The 14,910-nt window shown below is 35.0% G+C and carries 15 protein-coding genes; 2 read left to right on the top strand and 13 right to left on the bottom strand.

Annotated features, from left to right (window positions below; translation table 11 throughout):
- Window positions 1-154: 154 nt before the first annotated feature.
- From QUE18_RS00735 to QUE18_RS00695, 9 genes are all read right to left on the bottom strand, one after another.
- The gene (locus QUE18_RS00735) at window positions 155-1,012 is read right to left on the bottom strand and encodes a YncE family protein (protein ID WP_242852755.1); all 858 of its coding nucleotides are present in this window, start codon (window positions 1,010-1,012) and stop codon (window positions 155-157) included.
- Window positions 1,013-1,455: 443 nt separating this feature from the next.
- A complete protein-coding gene (locus tag QUE18_RS00730) occupies window positions 1,456-1,698 on the bottom strand; it encodes a hypothetical protein (RefSeq protein ID WP_009204691.1) in 243 nt (80 codons plus the stop codon).
- A gap of 311 nt (window positions 1,699-2,009) precedes the next feature.
- Window positions 2,010-2,453: a hypothetical protein gene (locus QUE18_RS00725; RefSeq protein ID WP_009204689.1), complete on the bottom strand. Its 444-nt coding sequence runs from the start codon at window positions 2,451-2,453 to the stop codon at window positions 2,010-2,012.
- Between the two features lie 19 nt (window positions 2,454-2,472).
- The gene (locus tag QUE18_RS00720) at window positions 2,473-3,756 is read right to left on the bottom strand and encodes a M56 family metallopeptidase (protein WP_242852754.1); all 1,284 of its coding nucleotides are present in this window, start codon (window positions 3,754-3,756) and stop codon (window positions 2,473-2,475) included.
- A 64-nt stretch (window positions 3,757-3,820) separates the two neighbouring features.
- Window positions 3,821-4,213: a BlaI/MecI/CopY family transcriptional regulator gene (locus QUE18_RS00715; protein WP_009204687.1), complete on the bottom strand. Its 393-nt coding sequence runs from the start codon at window positions 4,211-4,213 to the stop codon at window positions 3,821-3,823.
- Between the two features lie 220 nt (window positions 4,214-4,433).
- Window positions 4,434-5,321: a DMT family transporter gene (locus QUE18_RS00710; RefSeq protein WP_009204686.1), complete on the bottom strand. Its 888-nt coding sequence runs from the start codon at window positions 5,319-5,321 to the stop codon at window positions 4,434-4,436.
- A gap of 32 nt (window positions 5,322-5,353) precedes the next feature.
- On the bottom strand, window positions 5,354-8,707 hold the full coding sequence (locus QUE18_RS00705) for an ATP-binding protein (RefSeq protein WP_040344660.1): 3,354 nt from the start codon (window positions 8,705-8,707) through the stop codon (window positions 5,354-5,356).
- Window positions 8,655-9,311: a DUF4194 domain-containing protein gene (locus QUE18_RS00700; protein ID WP_009204684.1), complete on the bottom strand. Its 657-nt coding sequence runs from the start codon at window positions 9,309-9,311 to the stop codon at window positions 8,655-8,657. Before QUE18_RS00700 ends, QUE18_RS00705 begins: the two co-directional genes overlap by 53 nt.
- On the bottom strand, window positions 9,308-10,666 hold the full coding sequence (locus tag QUE18_RS00695) for a Wadjet anti-phage system protein JetA family protein (RefSeq protein ID WP_009204683.1): 1,359 nt from the start codon (window positions 10,664-10,666) through the stop codon (window positions 9,308-9,310). Before QUE18_RS00695 ends, QUE18_RS00700 begins: the two co-directional genes overlap by 4 nt.
- A gap of 184 nt (window positions 10,667-10,850) precedes the next feature.
- On the opposite strand from QUE18_RS00695, the gene QUE18_RS00690 reads away from it, so the two are divergent.
- A complete protein-coding gene (locus QUE18_RS00690) occupies window positions 10,851-11,309 on the top strand; it encodes a MarR family winged helix-turn-helix transcriptional regulator (protein ID WP_009204682.1) in 459 nt (152 codons plus the stop codon).
- Between the two features lie 6 nt (window positions 11,310-11,315).
- Window positions 11,316-12,647 (top strand): MATE family efflux transporter, encoded by a 1,332-nt coding sequence (locus tag QUE18_RS00685; protein WP_040344647.1) that lies wholly within the window; start codon window positions 11,316-11,318, stop codon window positions 12,645-12,647.
- Between the two features lie 322 nt (window positions 12,648-12,969).
- Here the strand turns inward: QUE18_RS00685 and QUE18_RS00680 are convergent, their stop codons facing one another.
- From QUE18_RS00680 to QUE18_RS00665, 4 genes are all read right to left on the bottom strand, one after another.
- Window positions 12,970-13,377 (bottom strand): helix-turn-helix domain-containing protein, encoded by a 408-nt coding sequence (locus QUE18_RS00680; RefSeq protein ID WP_009204680.1) that lies wholly within the window; start codon window positions 13,375-13,377, stop codon window positions 12,970-12,972.
- 79 nt (window positions 13,378-13,456) lie between these two features.
- Window positions 13,457-13,786 (bottom strand): HepT-like ribonuclease domain-containing protein, encoded by a 330-nt coding sequence (locus tag QUE18_RS00675; protein WP_009204679.1) that lies wholly within the window; start codon window positions 13,784-13,786, stop codon window positions 13,457-13,459.
- Window positions 13,779-14,255: a nucleotidyltransferase domain-containing protein gene (locus QUE18_RS00670; protein WP_226796584.1), complete on the bottom strand. Its 477-nt coding sequence runs from the start codon at window positions 14,253-14,255 to the stop codon at window positions 13,779-13,781. Before QUE18_RS00670 ends, QUE18_RS00675 begins: the two co-directional genes overlap by 8 nt.
- 308 nt (window positions 14,256-14,563) lie before the next feature.
- Window positions 14,564-14,899 (bottom strand): hypothetical protein, encoded by a 336-nt coding sequence (locus tag QUE18_RS00665; protein ID WP_009204677.1) that lies wholly within the window; start codon window positions 14,897-14,899, stop codon window positions 14,564-14,566.
- Window positions 14,900-14,910 lie beyond the last annotated feature (11 nt).

The raw sequence follows: 14,910 nt of genomic DNA, 5'->3' as shown, positions 1-14,910 counted from the left end.
CATTTATTTACAATATGTTTTTACATTTTATTCCATATATTTTAAATTCTTATTTGTAAAACAAAAATAAGGATATGAGTGTGAATTCACTTTCACGCTCATATCCTCATTTCTCGTAATCATTTCAAAAAATTCAATCATCTATGATAACATACTATCTCAGAAAAAAGCTACTGATATATCCATCCTTCCAAGATCCTTTGAAAGAGATTTTACTGCTTGCTTCTAAATGCATTTTTTCTCCATCAAATTTATATTTATAGATACTATCATTACTTAGTATATACAAATAGCCCTCTTTTGTTTGACATTGAATTACATTATGCTTGAATTTATAAACTTTGCTTTCTCCTGTTTGTGGGTTTAACAATGAAATTGCTTTTCCCATTCCACTGGTTAGATCACAGTGTGTAACAAACAATTTATTTTTATACGGTAAAATTTGCTGTGGATTTATTTCTTTTAATTTGAGCTTGCTGATCTTGTCTTTTTTTAAATCCATCTGATACAAGATTTTATCTGTATTTCCTGAAGAAAAATAGAGATTTTTATCATCTGAATAGAAAAACACGGATTCATCTTCGCTGTGATTTACCTTTATTTCTTTTACCTTCTTTAATGTTTTGCGATCAATCTTCATTAAATAATTAATCGTTCCTTCTTCCTGATCGACCTGTTTTTCTACATAAATATAATTCCCTGCACAATGTAAATATCCAAACATTCCAACAGGTTCCTCATATCGCTGTATCTTCCCCGTCTCTTCGTTATATTTTGTCAGAGTCGATACACCGTTTAGCCAGTTTGTTGTATAGATATCACCATCCTTCTCATCAAAAGCAAAAAGTCCCGGCCGTCCTATTTTATATAACTTTATTTTTTGTGTATTATGATCAAGCTCCATTACTTCTTCCCGCTCATTTACATATGGAACTCCTTTTGGGATCATATACACTTTATCATTCACTGTCTTTGGAATATCATACTGACTCGCAATGTTTCCGATCTTCAACTTCTTTTGTCCTGTTTTTTGAAGTTGATCATTATAATATAAAATATTGCTTTTATCTTTATTCCCTATTGAGATAATGACTCCAAGTTGATAGGAATTATTTTGTTGTGGTTTGTAAAAATATATGACAGCCGATACAATGATTAGAATACTTATTAGAATTATGCTTCGTTTTTTCTTCATATCAAATTGCTCCTATTTTTCATATTCTTAAATCAACTAGCCTTGTTTTTTCTCATTGATTATATCAATTACAATACTCAAAACCAAATACAATAAAAATAGAACTATATCCTGCACTATAATTTCTTGTCTTGTATACGGAATATATTTTTGTGAGCTACTTAAAACGGTAACAATTCCTAGAAATATTACCAATTGAATTATATTTTTACGAAATGTTTTTAATCGCAATTTTTTTTTCATCCTTTTGCTCCTTTCTCTTAACCAACAACATATCTTACTTTATTCATACTCATTACTGATTTATGAATTTTATAATATACTTTTATTCCTTTCTTTTTATAATAAGCTTTATGAACCGCCTTCTCTAAAGCTGAATATCCTCCATAGGATGATGCCAAGGAAACTGCTGAAAGCCCCCATCCACATCCAGGTACTGCTGATATCATTAGAGAAATTGCTGTTGTTGCAACTTTTGTCTTTTTTAACCCCTCTTTATACAAATACTTTACTCCTGAATATTTTATATATCCACATTCAACTTCTGGATAGTAAGCGCTATTAGCTTTTCTAACTTTACTTCCCGTATTATCATTAGAATTACAAACCCTGCAAATTATTGCTATCGCTGCGGTTATTCTTTTAAACTTCTCATGACTATACCTCCTATATCATACAAATCATTAGTTACCGTTTCTAGTTACCATTTGCAATAATATAAAAATTCATATGATACGATGCTCTTTTATGAACACTGGCTCCACCCAATATATTACATGAACTCTTGCTATTATTTTTCTCCTCCTTTCCTTTATTATTTTGTATAACTTCCAACTGCATATATTGCATTGTCGGATTTATTTGTAACAAAAACACTATATTCCCCTGTTTTTTTTATATTAAATGTCCTTTTTACTGTATTGGTTGTATCTACGTACATCCTACCTATATCTTTTGCCACTATCCCTATACGTACTTTTTGCTTTGGAATAACTTTTATATCTACTGTAATTTTACTACCTGCTTTTTTATAAAATGTTTTGGTTTTCTTTTCTGTCTTCGCACCAACCTTCCAATTCATATTAACTATTGTAGAAAATGGTAATATTTCTTCTACTATTTCTTCTATATATCCATCTTCTATCATCCAATTTTGTGAAAAAATAACATCTTGTTCATTTTCCATAGCAGTTACTGAAGTATTTAAATTACATATACATATTACACAACCCAAAATTATCACTAACAATTTCTTCATAATCACATTCTCCCCTCTACTATTTCTCCGTTTCTACCCAATAATATCCCCCTGCTATTGCTTTTTTCGTTCCTTGATTTTCTATAAACACTCGATATCGTCCATCTTTTTTTACCTTTAAGACACTTACCAGATTTACCCCATTCTCTATATAAGTTTCCTCCCCATCCTCATCAACAATTCCAATTGCTATATGTGTCTCTGGATGTTCTTCTTCAAATCCCATGCAGGCAGCTATGTCAACATAAGTTCCTTTGTTTAAATATCCCTCTTTTGTTTCTATTCTCTCTTTCGGCTTGATCTTCCATGTAAATGGTTTTCCATCATTCTCTTTTAATCTTTCATTTTTTATCATGCACTTTTTGATTCTGGTTTTATCATACATTCTATACTTTGCTTTCTTTTCCTTTATATCACCTTCCGTTCCAACATTGATTTCCTCTCTTGTTTCATCTGCAATCTTATCGTATGCCTTTACAAATCCTATCCCTGAAGCAAATACCGTAGTTGCACTGAGTATGATCATTCCAAATAAGACACTTACAGAAATTCCTCTTCGCAACCTTCTTTGTTGTCGATAAGATTTCATTCGTTCCATTCGTAACTTTAATACTTCCTTACTCTCATATAACCCCGCTGTTGTATATCTTCCATATCTGATCTCTTCCATAGAAATATCTATGATCGTAGAAAAATATCCCTTTACATCTGGCAGATATTCACATACTGTCCTGTCACAGTATGTTTCTCCCCATTGATCTAATTGATAAAAAACATCCTTTAACGCAGGTTGAAACCAGTATATACAACAGATAATGTTCGCCAAGTGTTTCCAAATAAGATCATGATGTTTATAATGAATCAATTCATGTGTAAATATCATATTTAGCTGTTGCGGAGCATAAATTCTTGGCAGAATGATTCTTGGTTTCAAAATTCCATATAACATTGGTCCGCCTGCTTTTTCTAAGATCACTACTTGAATTTCTTTATGAACCCCTAACTTTTTTGATATGCTTTTTACCATACTTTGAATTTCATCGCCACATGGATCTGCATTTAAAATATCCTTCCTTATTGCTCTGTATTTCTCTAGAAATCTGATCGTAAAAATGATCGTTCCAACCAGCCAGATGATCATCAAAATTCCAATGACCCACTTGATCGGACCTGTAACTTCAAATACATAAGTACTCTTCTCAAATCCATTTGCATAGATCAACGTGATTGGTATGGCAAACATCAATAATACCATCTTCCATATCAGATAATTGATATCAATATATCCCTTGTGTTCTATCAAACGTCCTACAGCCTTCCAAAAAAGATATAAGATCGTTCCAAGCAGTGTACATAAGAATATTCCGCTAAATATTTTTATTATGATTATCATCAAAATCAAAGTCATCTAAGATCCCTCTTAACTCTTCCCCGTCTTCTTTTGTCAGTTTCTCTCCTAATGCACTTACTAATCGTTTTGCAGATCCGTCAAACCAACGATCTAAAACTTTCTCAGCTTGATATTTCCCATATGACTCTTCATTGATCAATGGCTGCACATATGCTTTTCTTCCTTTCTTGGTAACTTTGATATATCCCTTCTCTTCTAGCCGGAACAGATATCCGCGGATACTTGTTCTTTTATAATCTTTATTGAGCTTTTCTTTGACTGTCTCTATCAGATCAAGAAAAGGAACTTCTCCTTGATAATCCCAAATGCATTGCATGATTCGTTCTTCTAGTCTGGTTAATTCTTCCATTTTCGTATTCCTCCTTTCTTTTATGTTCTATTTTTAGGTTACTTCTATTTTAACATTGTTTTGTATTTAACACAATATATTTACAGGTTATTTTTTTCAATAAAATAATCATTCTATGAAAAAATCACTGAATCCATATAATTCATATGAACTCAGCGATTTATCTACTATTCTCCGATCAAAACCTTCTTACCTTCAAAGGCAAATCCATAATGTCTGATTACGCATCCACGACCGTCAATGCCGTCACCGCTCCAACAATACATAAGATTCCCACAACATCGATCATTCCAAAGGCCTGTCCAAGCACGGTTGCGGAAAGAATCGTTGCAACCAGCGGTTCCACGCATCCAAGCATACTTCCCTGAACTGGTCCTAACATGGAAATCCCATGGAGATAACAGGAAAACGCCACGATCGTTCCTAAGAATACAACTCCAATTGTCATTGCAACCGTCATGATATCCCAATGTCCTGGGATACTCCACACTTTTGTAAATGGAGTTACCAAAACTCCACCGACAAACATTCCCCATCCTGTTGTCTCTAAAGTACCAAATTCGTCTAGTAGTTTCTTTGGCTGCACGTTATAAACTGCAAAAGCAAAAGCGGATAACAATCCCCAGAATAATGCTGCATTGGTGATCACTAAGTTTTTTATACTTCCATGTGTTGCAAGCAAAAAAATTCCTACGATCACAGCTGCCAGAACAAGCACTTCTTCTTTCTTTGGAAATCTTTTTTCCACTAATACAAAGAACACCATAATTAAGATTGGTGCAGAATACTGAAGAACTGTCGCAGTTCCCGGATTTGACTCCTGAATGGCAAGGAAGTACGTCATCTGACACATAGCCATTCCAATCATCCCGAAGATCAGCTGATTGACCGCTGAATCTTCTCTTTTCCATACACGAAAAATTGAATTCCCTTTTCTCTGATACATAAGCAACAGCAGGCAGATTCCTGCCCCTAATAATCTGACTGTCACAAGCCACGTAGCCGTCAGATCTTTTGCATCAAATAAATATTTCCCCATCACACCAGACATGCCCCAGCAGCATCCTCCTGCAACTGTGAAGCAGATTCCTTTTAAACTTCGATTCATAAATACATTTCTCCTCGTATCTGTATTTTTATCTATTCTTCTGTGAGTAAATTATCAAATTCACATTTTTCGAATTCCTGAATGGAAATATTTTTCTTGTTTGGATTGGCGTATACAAAAGTCTTATCTACATTTTCTAGGTAATTTTGAATCTTATCATTTGTCGCACTGATGATTGCCTGGAATCCTAGATTCCTGATCAGGTCAATACAACTTGCAACTTTCTCTGCATCCATCTTAGAGAACGCTTCATCTAAGACAACCAGACGGATGCTTGGATTTCTTCGTACTTTTGGTGAAAGATGAATTCCATAGGCCTGTGCAAAACTTGCGAGTAATGCAACATATAATGGGTTCTGTCCTTCTCCACCAGAGTTTTTCTTGATCATCTTACTTAATCCGATCGTCAGTTTTTCATCACCATCCACAATCTGTTCCATATCAAAGGACAGATACGTACGATAATCAGAATATTTCTGCATATCACGTTTCGCATTCTCAAGTTCTTCACCGGTTGCACCTTCTGGCGGGATAAAGATCTCGATCAATTCATTCATCAGTTCCCCGTATTTATTCTCATGTTCCATAGAGAAGAGATTCATCTGGTCATCCATCGTTGTATTTAAGACAGATGGATCGATATTCAGAGAATCATCCATAAACATTGGATAATATTTTCCATCGGCTCCTGTATTTCTTGTGATCTTAAATTGATATTTGTCTTTCCCAAAGTCGAGTCCACTGATCATGCGGTTTAATTCATCCCTGCGCTGATAAGCTTCCCTGATCGCGCTTCGAATCTTGTATACAAAGTCATCTTTGAAATGTTCCATTGCTGTTTTGGCCTGTTTTGCAGCTTTTTCACGATACATTTCCATGTGATCAGATGATAATTCCTTATAAAGCTTGTCATACACATCATTATTCTCATCTACTGCTGAGAATGTGCGGTTCGGATATTCCCTTAAATATGCAGTTCTGACTTCCACAAGCTTTCTATATTCTTCTTCCTTCTTCGTTCCGGCATCATAGTATTTCCTTGCTGCACGTTTTTTGAGACGTTCATAGTCTTCTGTGTCTGTCTTCTCGATCTCTTGTGCAAACTGCTGCTCGTACTCTCCATTTTCCGGTAATTCATTCTGTGCACGGATCAATGCTTCATTCTGGTCAATGATCTGCTGTCTGCATTCTTTTAATGCATTCTGTGTTGCCCAGATTGCTTCTTTCATTGCATTGATCTCTTGTTTGCAATCTTCCTGTTTTAACCTGTTCTGGTCTCTTTCCTCTTCCAGACCTTTTAAGGCACCTTCTCTTAATTTTGTCAGCTGATTTTCTAAATCTTCGTATTCTTCCTGACGTTCTTTCGCACGTTCCAGTGTTTCTTGCTGTTTTAAATATTCTTCGGCTGACTGTGGAAGATATTCATAGTCTAAAATAACAACAGCACTTAAAACTTCTTTTTCTAATGGATCTTTTTTATCAAAGATCTTATCCTTTTCTTTCTCTAATTCTTTGATCCTGTGGCGTAAACTGTTGTCTCCAATGTAGGAATTTCTTGTGTACTGTTTTGGATCTAATCGTTTTAACTGGAAATTTTTATAAAGCATTCCATCTGGTGTGATACCAGTACGGCAATTTCTTAATTCATCGATCGTCTCACATTTGATCACACGCCCGATCAAGGATTCTATCAGCTTTTTCACATAAGACTGTTCTGCAAGAACTTCTTCTGACAATGCATTTCCCTCAACCTTCATGTCCTGCTTATCAATCTTTTGTGTGTCTGCGATCGAAATTCTCCAGTATTTCTTCTGATCCATATCACGGTAGATTTCCATGGCATCCTTGACGTATTTTGGTTCCACGATCAGTGTTAATTTATTCGATCCTAAATATCCTTCGACCGCTTTATGCCATTTCTCATCTTTCATGTCTAACAGATCGGCAAGCACATTTACTTTTACAAAATCACCACATTTTTCGCTTAATTTCGTCTGTAATTCATATCTTGCATCCAGAACTTCTTTTGGATATGCTTTGTTACCCTTTTTCAGTTCTTTCAACTCATCAGAAATAGATTTCTCCTGTTTCTTTAAGGCTCTTAGTGCAGACGCATTATCTTGTCGTTCTTCCTCAGTTTCTTTTCTTAAGATATCCAATGTATGTTTTAATCGATTCAGATCATCTTCTGTGATATCTCCCTGTTCAAATTTCTCGATATCCCAGATTGCCTGATTTGGCGTAATATCGAGATCACACCATTTTTTTAAATCTTTTGATGTCTGTTCCCAACGCTGTACGGAATGATTTAACTGTCCTAACAACTCCTGAACATCCTTTTTCCTTGTTGCGATCTGGTCGTATCCACTTCCTGCGATCTGTGCTACTAATGCATCGTATTCTTTGGCGAGTTTCTCTAGTTTCTTCTCAAGAACTGTTTCATTCTCTTCCTGCGTCTTTAGATCTTTTTCTCCATCTTCAATCTTTTGTTGTAACAAATGAATATCTGATTTTAGTTTCAGGACATCCAGTTTGTTCATGCGGTACTGGCAATAATCCTGTTCCTCTTTTTTGGTCTTGAATTTAACGAAACTTTCTTTGATCTCTTCTAAGCTCTTTGCTTCCTTTAATGTATCTTCGATTCTCTGACGCATTCTTCCATACTGCATCACGCTTTCCTGCATATCTTCAATATGAATGTCCTGCTCCATACAGATGTATTCTTTCACAAAATCTTCGAGCTTGATATTCATTTTAAATGGGATCGCGCGTTTAAACAGTCTTGGGAATTTCTCCATATCAAGACCGCCAAGATAGATGTCATACATCTGTTTTCTAAATCTCTCGTTGCTTGTTCCAAAATAGAAATCTTCTTTTTTGAAGTTTTTCTGCATATATTTGCGGAGTTCCGAAATTGTCATCGCATGCTCTTCCGTACGGTAAGCATTCTCTAAAATGCCGCCTTTGTGCCAGAAAAATAATCTGGATGTATCATTTCTTGCTGTATCTACATCAAATACAACTCCCAGACATTCTTTTTCGTCAGATTCTGTCTGTGTAAATTCCAGAACGATCGTTGTGGAGAAGTTTTTATTTCTCAAATAAGTAACTTCATCTTTCTCTCCGACCGCAACCATTCCTCGCAGGTATTCGATCAGATTTCGATCGGAATCGTCTGCTGCCGCCTTATTAAAGAATCCACGACCATCTGTATTCGCATATAAAACGATCTGCATCGCATCGATCACTGTTGACTTTCCACTTCCAGAATGTCCGGTAAAAAAGTTGATTCCATCGTTGAAACTTAATACTTTCTGATCTATATAATGCCAGTTATTCAGGCATATCTTCGATAATGCCAGAAATGGCTGCTTCGTCTTCGTCAAACTCACTGTCTACTTCCTCCTTGCTGAAACTTTCGATCAATCTGCGGATGTCATCTCCTAGTAACACGACATTCACGCATGGATAGATCATCATTCTTGTCTCGTCATTTAACTCTTCTAATACATCGAGTGGTTCGATGATCTGATATTTCTTTAATAATGCGATGGAACGACGCATCTCAGTGATGGATGGCAAGGTTCTCATCAGATGGAAATCATTGATCTTTTCATGGATTTCTCCTAATGATGTATACACACTTGTATTTGATGAAGCCTCTGCCATATGTTCATCGTACAATAATTTTAAGATCAGAAGATAAATGGTTGATAATCTGGAAATCTTCTCTCCGATCAAAGTTTCTCCTTCAATATAAAAGACTCCCAGATGCAGATTTTCTCTTAATTCGATTCCTGAAATCTTAAAATATTCTCTTAAAAATTCCTGATGCAGGTCAATGGTTCTAAATTCTTTATTGTATACAAGTCTTCCGCTCTTTTTATCATATTTTCTTTCTAATACAAATGTCTGTTTTAACAACGTACGGATCACTTTCGTGACCGCATTTTTTTCTTCGTCATTCAATTCTTCATAATACGGTATCATGATTTCGGTTTCCTCCTTACAAAAGTTAATGCCGGATAGCGGTAACTTCCATTATCAATCAATTTATCGTCTCTCTCGATCACTTTATATTTACTGTTTCTTCTCGTACTGTAATCGTAGGCAAGGATTAATTTCTCAAAGGACTCTTCATCCCTGATATCAATATCCTTAACTTCCATATGGTCATCCTGCATATAAGATTCAATGAAATCTTCAATCTCAGCCTGTTGGTATCTTGTATGAATCTTATTTAATCTTAGGACATCTTCTCTTGATAATTCTTCCTGCTGCTTTTCTTCTTCCACCTGACTTGCAAAATCTCTTCGTTTTCTCTTCTTATACAAAGACTTCTCTGAAAGCACTTCAAAATGAGAGAGATTCATACTCTGTCCGACCTTCTCGATCTTTTCCTCGCTGTCCTTAGAATCCCCGATCGTCTTTAACAGCTGGATCATCAGACCTCTTGTGTCGGATTCTCCATTCAGCATGTAATTCATACGCGTTACTGTTGCCCTGATATATTTAGAATGTTCTTTATCCATGTTGGAAATTCGATGTTCAATATCATCAAATCCACGTTCGATCGCATTGATGATGCTTAGCACATCTTCGCCTTTTTCTTTATCTGCTTTCTTCTGTACCTGTTCCATCCATGGAATATCTTCTCTCATTTCTCTTAAACATCGTTTGATATCATTTTTATATAAATAGAAGTTATCATTTGTCTTTAAGATATGATATTTCTTCTCAACGATTTCCTCAACGTAACCTTCCAAATGTTCTGCCAACACTTCTTCATATGATTTCTGTTTTAGCAGTCGGCTAAAGAAATGGTCCATGTTGTGTAACATATCCTGCAAGGCTTTATTTAATTTCTTTGTATTAACAAGCGCTGTTTTTAACATGGCTAAGTTCATCTTCTTATCATGCCAGAATGAAAACAGTGTTGCGTATACATTCTGGATATAGATCTCTGTGTCATCTGTTGATGGGTTGACTAACTCTTCAAATGCTGTTAAAAATACGGCTGCGTAATCAGGAATGATGATATTGGTAGTTAATGTTGAGAAATCTTCGATCCTCTTTAACCAGCCTGTCTTGATCAGCCAGTTTAAAATCCTGTTTGGCGGTGTCTGGCTTGCATCATTTTCTGATTCAAATTCTTCAGGAGATAACCAGATCCGCTGGCTTTCGTTCCAGTCTTCTAATACCTGAAGGCATACTTCTTTACTTAAATAATAATTGTTATATTCATATTCTTCGTTGATCTTCAGCAAAGCTTCCATATAAAGTTCTCTGTTCATCGAACGAAATAAACTCCAGAATGAATCTGGGATATCATAGGCAAATTTCATAGGTAACTTCCTTCTTTGGTTGTACTTTATTCTCTGACTCTTTATTTTAACTGATTCGAATGACCTCGTAAAGTGATTTCCTATGAAATAATAATTGACACAAGTCCGATTTCGGACTATAATTATCATAATCTCATAGTCCGATTTCGGACTTAATCTAATTGTTATAAGAAAGGAAGTCACTATGGAATCGAAACAAAATCGTACCTTAAAGGAATTTGATTCTCTCTATAAGATGATCGATGATGTCTATCATGAGATCGCTCTTTCCATGCATCTTACGGATTCCGCATTTCTCATTTTATATTGTCTGTTAGAACTTGGAGATGGTTGCTCTCAGAAAGATATCTGCAAACTTTACTCCATCTCAAAACAAACGGTGAATTCTTCCGTAAAATCATTAGAAGATAAAGGAGTTTTGATCCGTAAAGCCGGCGTCGGAAGGGATATCCACTTATTTTTTACAGAGTTTGGACGAGAATTTTCTGAAAAACATATCTGTCCTGTCTTTGATATGGAAAATGCTACATTTGAATCTATGGAGCCTTCGGAGTGTGAACAGCTGCTTTCTCTTACGAGAAAATATGTTCAGATTTTAAAGAAAAATATGAAACAATATGTCTTAGAGGAAAAGGAGTTTTAGTTTATCATGAAGATTCAATTATCAGATCATTTCACTTACAAACGTCTGATCCGTTTTGTATTTCCATCGATCATTATGATGATCTGTACTTCGATGTACAGTATTATTGATGGATTGTTTATTTCCAATTTTGCAGGAAAAACAGCATTTGCTGCGGTCAATCTTATCCTTCCTGTTGCGATGGGTGTTGGAGCGATCGGATTTATGATCGGTTCTGGTGGAAGTGCGATCGTTGCAAAAACGCTTGGTGAGGGCAAAAAAGAAAAAGCAAATGAATATTTTTCTATGCTGATCTTTACTGCTTTGATCGGAGCTACGATCCTGTCTGTCTTTGGATTTATTTTTATAAGGCAGATCTGTATGGCACTTGGGGCGCGTGGACAGCTGCTTGAATATGCGTCTACTTATGGACGTATTATGTTTGTATCACAGCCAATGTTTATGATGCAGACGATCTTTTATAACTTCTTTATTACAGCAGAGAAACCTTCTTATAGTCTTCGTATGTCTTTGATTTCTGGCGTGATCAATATTGTGTTTGACTATCTCTTTATCGGAGTTATGCATTATGGTGTTGCCGGGGCTGCGGTTGCAACTGCCATGGGTGAGTATGTTGGCGGGCTTGTACCGTTGATCTATTTTGCGCGGAAAAATAACAGCAGCCGTCTTCGTCTTGTGAAACCTGTCTGGAGAAAAGATATTTTATTAAAGACCTGTTTAAATGGTTCTTCGGAATTTATGACAAATGCTTCTTCTTCCGTTGTAAATATGCTTTATAATACACAGTTAATGCGCCTTGCTGGTGCAGATGGTGTTGCTGCTTATGGTGTGATCATGTATGCGAACTTTATCTTTGCTGCAATCTATCTTGGATATTCTATGGGAAGCGCTCCGATCACCAGTTATAATTATGGGGCTGGAAATCATTCGGAATTGAAGAATATGTTGAAGAAGAGTTTGTCTTTAATTGCTGTAACTGGGGTTTGTCTGACTTTGATCTCTGAGTTTTTTTCCCATCCGCTGATCAATATCTTTGTTGGATATGATGCTGATCTGTTTGCTATGACGTTACATGGATTCCGGTTGTATGCATTTGTGTTTTTGATCAATGGATTTAATATCTGGGCTTCTTCGTTCTTTACAGCTTTGAATAATGGGGTTGTTTCTGGAATGATTGCATTCCTTCGAACTTTGTTGTTCCAGATTGGGTGTATTATGCTGCTGCCACTTGTGCTTGGATTGAATGGAATCTGGATGGGAGTTGTTGTAGCGGAGATGTTGACTTTAATTGTTACGATTTATTTTTTACGGAGTAGAAGGAAAGTTTATCACTACTAAATTATGATTGTAGGTAGTGTTGCATGTATGAGTCAGAACGCTGTTCAAATCACTACACAATGTGTATGTTAAACTGTATTAGTTGATGATTCTTGTACTTATTAACAGAAGTTTAGATAAAATCTACAACACCGATTTGTTGGGATGTTTGAAAATTATCTTATCTTAATTTCTACGAAACCTTAAATTGCGAGAATTTTCAGCTATCGATTACCTAAATATATAAACCAATACAGTAAAACATACACATCACCTTAAATTTTCCAATCTTGTGAATTGTCCACTCTATATACTCGAAATCTACAGTTGGCCAACTACAAAATCAAAATTTCTCTTCAATTGTAGTAATATCCGCATTTTTTTCGTTATATGTCACCGTGCCCAAAACCACTAGAAGCATATTAATAACAATCACAGCTAACAATATAACTCCAATAACTTTCCATATCCTCTTATGCCGTCTATTCTTAAGCGCCAATTGTTCACTGATCTTCGCAAGTTGTTCTGCTACTTCATTCTTATTGGCTTCTTCTTTTATTTCACTACCCAATAATTCACTCACATTAATCTCTAATACATCCGCTAATTTGGATAATGTATCTGCATCTGGTACGGATAGTCCTTTTTCCCATTTGCTGATAGTTTGTCTTACTACATGAATTTTGATTGCAAGTTCTTCTTGTGTGTAACCTTTTGCTTTTCTTATTGTTTTTAGATTCTCATTAAACATAATTATTGTCTCTCCTTATATTTTGATGTATTGAATTTACACCAAAATATGTCGTTGCGGCAAGCAACGTGGGTTAACATTATCCTTTTATCATCTCTAACAATTCTGGTATATCATTTTTTAATGTTTCAAAGACAATATTTAAATCAACATTTCCATAATCGTGTACAATACGATTTCTCAATCCATACATAGCATTCCATGGAATATATCCTCTTTTCTCTTTATACTCATCCGACAATTTCTTTGCATTTTCAGATAACTGAATCATTCGAAACAACATTGAATCCAGTAGTATTTCATTTGCATTCAATTCTTCTATATCTACATCTTTCATATGTTGTACTATAAATTGCAAATCGTTTCGTATTTTTTGAATGTAATAACGATCATTCTTTACATTATCCATATATTTTTATCCCATCTTTTAATATTTCTTGTGTTAATTCTAAATTATCTTTTAATTGATTAATTTCTAAAACATCTACTTTTTTGTGTAGTGCTTCTCTAATTTCTTCGACTAATCCATAAAATTTTAGTCCTTTTACATTTGCTGAAATTAACAGATCCACATCACTGGTTGGCTTTGCTTTCGATTTAGCGTAAGATCCAAAAAGATAACAAAAATTTACATCATATTTTTGAAATACATTTCCGCATTTTTCAGTTATATATTCTATATCAATAATTCCATGTTCTTCGTCTATTGGATTTATTTCTGAAAGTTTTTCTAATATATATTTGTATTTCAAACTTCCTTGTTTTTTCTCATCATTCTCATATGATTTATAAGAACGTAAAGATATTCCTACCAAATCAGCAACTTGTTGTTGTGTCATCTTTTTTTCAGTTCTCATTTTTTTTAACTCACCCATCATAATTGCACCTCTTAATTTATAATAGTGCAATTTTTGCACTTCGTCAATTCGAAGGTGCAAAAATTGCACCATTATTTAAATTCTATAATAGGTATTTTTTTCTTAATAAATTTTTTTATTCTATGATCATGGCTGGCTTATCTGCATATTCATCGAGAAAAATCAATACTTTCTTGCCGTATAAAAGATTTAGATCACTGGATAACTTCCTTGTAACCTTTGATATCTCTGATCTGCCCAGATGGAAAGGCCTTTAAATAAATCTCCTCGATTCTCATATTGTCTGGAAAATAGCGTTCCTTATAAATCTACTTTTGAAATTCCTTCCGCAAAACCTCTTTCGGTGCCTCAATCTCATTTGCCAATGTATGTTCCGTTAATTCTGACAAAATTTTTAATTTCTTATTGATCATCGGGCGCATGCAGTTTGGAACGTGTTCCTGATGGGCTCTGTGAATTGCCACACATTCTTTGCAATTTCCATGATATCTACAGGCTTTTTGACATGGGCAGTGGTCTTTGTCTGCATATTCTTTTCGAAATTCTGATGCGAATTCTTCTTGTAATCTTAAACCTTCTGCTCTGTTTCCTTTGTGGAATTCTGCCATTGCTGCGATTTCTTTTTCATTATATTCGATTTTCATATACTATACCT

Origin of the sequence: Anaerostipes hadrus ATCC 29173 = JCM 17467 (assembly GCF_030296915.1) — a bacterium.
GTDB lineage: Bacteria > Bacillota > Clostridia > Lachnospirales > Lachnospiraceae > Anaerostipes > Anaerostipes hadrus.
The sequence above is the reverse complement of the archived record's forward strand: the minus strand, read 5'-3'. Positions and strand labels throughout refer to the sequence as shown.